General features: G+C 56.5%; 3 protein-coding genes and 1 pseudogene. 3 read left to right on the forward strand and 1 reads right to left on the reverse strand.

Annotated features, from left to right (window positions below):
- Together PH547_RS33595 and PH547_RS33600 are read left to right on the forward strand one after the other, a co-directional pair.
- A partial coding sequence (locus PH547_RS33595) for a transposase (protein WP_285170468.1) occupies window positions 1–423 on the forward strand: 423 nt, incomplete at its 5' end.
- A 138-nt stretch (window positions 424–561) separates the two neighbouring features.
- Window positions 562–1,128 carry a hypothetical protein gene (locus tag PH547_RS33600; protein ID WP_120671006.1) on the forward strand — a complete coding sequence of 189 codons (567 nt, stop codon included), beginning with the start codon at window positions 562–564 and terminating at the stop codon, window positions 1,126–1,128.
- Between the two features lie 264 nt (window positions 1,129–1,392).
- Here the strand turns inward: PH547_RS33600 and PH547_RS33605 are convergent.
- Window positions 1,393–2,037: pseudogene (locus PH547_RS33605) on the reverse strand (LysR substrate-binding domain-containing protein); the annotation flags it as partial.
- A gap of 167 nt (window positions 2,038–2,204) precedes the next feature.
- Between PH547_RS33605 and PH547_RS33610 the strand changes: the two are divergent.
- A partial coding sequence (locus tag PH547_RS33610; protein ID WP_285169843.1) for a helix-turn-helix domain-containing protein occupies window positions 2,205–2,334 on the forward strand: 130 nt, incomplete at its 3' end.

Consider the following 2,334-nt stretch of genomic DNA (forward strand, 5'->3'; position numbering starts at 1 on the left):
TACTGGCTCTCCACTCTCCCGGCCGCCGCTTCGCTCGCAAAGCTCGTCAGCACCGCCAAGCTGCGCTGGCGCATCGAGCGCGACTATCAGGAACTCAAACAGGAACTCGGGCTCGGCCACTATGAGGGACGCGGTTGGCGCGGCTTCCATCATCATGCAAGCCTCTGCATTGCAGCTTACGGATTCCTCATCTCCCAAAGGGAGACGATTCCCCCCTCAGCGCCGCCCGAAACCAAAAACCGCCCGCAATCTGGCCTTCCCCAGGGTTATCGACCCCGCGGAGCCCCCGATCCGACCCGAGCGACACGTGTCGAATTCGATCGCCACAATCCGAAGGCACTTGACCGTCGCACTCAGTCGCAACCTCCAGCGATGTCCATGCTGCTCCCGGATGAAGGATCGATAAAATCCACAAATTTGTGACGCAGTAAGACTATTATCTCGTCCGAAAAGGTTCCAGACACGGCACTTTTAATCGCACGTGACATTGTCCTATACATGTTGTCAGAACGTCGTGATGTTCGCGATGCCTTAATCCGGGCCGGGGCGCGGGTGGGCATCATGGCGATCGACGAGACGACGACTGACATTCCGGAGCAGCGGGATTGGAAGAAGCCGGCGCCCGATGATCCCCGCCTCACCCCCGACGAACGGCGGAATTACGCCAACACGATCGACAAGATGACTGCCCGGGAATACTGGGCCCAACGGGCACGCGGCATGGGCGGGCTCTACACGACGGGGGCCGTGGAAAATTTGATGGGCGTGCCTGGCACTCGCTATTACGGAGGAAACATTCTTGTTCACGAATTCTCACATAATATCTTCAACGCGCTTCGCACGGTGGATCCTGATCTCGTCGCGCGAGTTGAAAAAGCCTATTTCCACGCCCGCGAGAAAGGACTCTGGGCGCGTTCGTATATGGAGAACACCGTCGATGAGTATTGGGCCGAAGGCACGCGGTTTTGGTTCAATACGAATACAGCTTACAGCCATGGTGCACTCACCGTCGCCACATCAGACGAGTTCGAGGCTCACGATCCAGAGCTCTACAATATCATGGCTGAAGTCTACCGCCATGATCACCACATTCTGGCGGATGTCTTTTACCGGCACTCTGCAAAGTAACGGCTAACGTCGATCGCCTCGGTAACGGGTGCTGAGCCTTATGCCTGCAGTCCGCAAAGGCGACCCGAGTTATGGCAGCTCGTCCTTCCTGTCGATCGGACCGCTGCAATTATTCGAGTTTTCGTTCAACTGGAGCATCCATGCTGTTCCGCTGCGCCCGGACGCAAAATAACGTTGCGACCGGTTATCGCCGTGCGGTCGAACCCAATTGGCTTGTGTAAATCTTAAAGTGAAGGGCAAAGCACGTGACTTCTCCGCCCGTTATCAAGTTCGCCGATCGCAGGTGAGCCGGTCAGGGCCGGTGCTAATCCGGTGCATATGAGGTTCGGCCGCGCCCGGCGGCGAAATCATGTGGGACGCCTCCTTGAATAAGAGTTCGCGTATCCAGAGGCTTGCCGGATCACTATTGTGCAGAGCGGGCCATTGTACGGCTTCGGTGAACGGAAGGAGTAGTGGTAGCGGAAGCTCAACGATTTGCAGGGGTATGGTTTTTGCGAAATGCTGCGCCAGCCGTAAGGGCATGGTTCCTATGCGTTCGTTGCCCGAAACCATCGGCGGGATCATGCTGAAGCCATGCACGACGACGTCGATGCGTCTCTTGTGACCATATTCGAGCAAATACCATTCCTCGATGCCAGGCCTACGGACATTCCCAAACTTGACCACAACGTGTCCCATCGACATGTATCTCTCGAACGTAAACGGCTCTTCCAGTTGCTTGTTCGAGGTGCAGCCTACGCACACGTGGACATCATCGAACAGCCCTGCTCGGGGATGGGTGTTCGACGCGAACACTTCCGGCAAAATGAGAAGATCGACGTCGCCGCGCCGGAGTAAATCATCAGTGTCATCGCCCGGGGGCCGAAATTCGAAGCTGACAGCAGGAGCTTCCCGCGCCGCGCGCTCAATGTAGATTCCGATGATTTACCGGACGGCGTTCCAATCAAAAACCGGACACGATTCCGAGAATTAGCCGGACGCGATTCCGATTTGATACCGGACAGTTTTTCAACGTAAGCAGTGCCCCTGGGTCAGCAACCTTGGCATGCATTTCCTTTTGAACTTGAGGAGATGGCATGTCGAAGAGACGAAGGCTGACCATGAGACAACTACGACATTTGCTTCGACTGCGATCAGACGGCGTGAGCGTTCGCGATATTGCCGATCTGCTCGGGATTGCCCGCAGCACGGTGCAGGACGGGATCG

Origin of the sequence: Rhizobium cerradonense (assembly GCF_030182455.1) — a bacterium.
Lineage (GTDB): Bacteria > Pseudomonadota > Alphaproteobacteria > Rhizobiales > Rhizobiaceae > Rhizobium.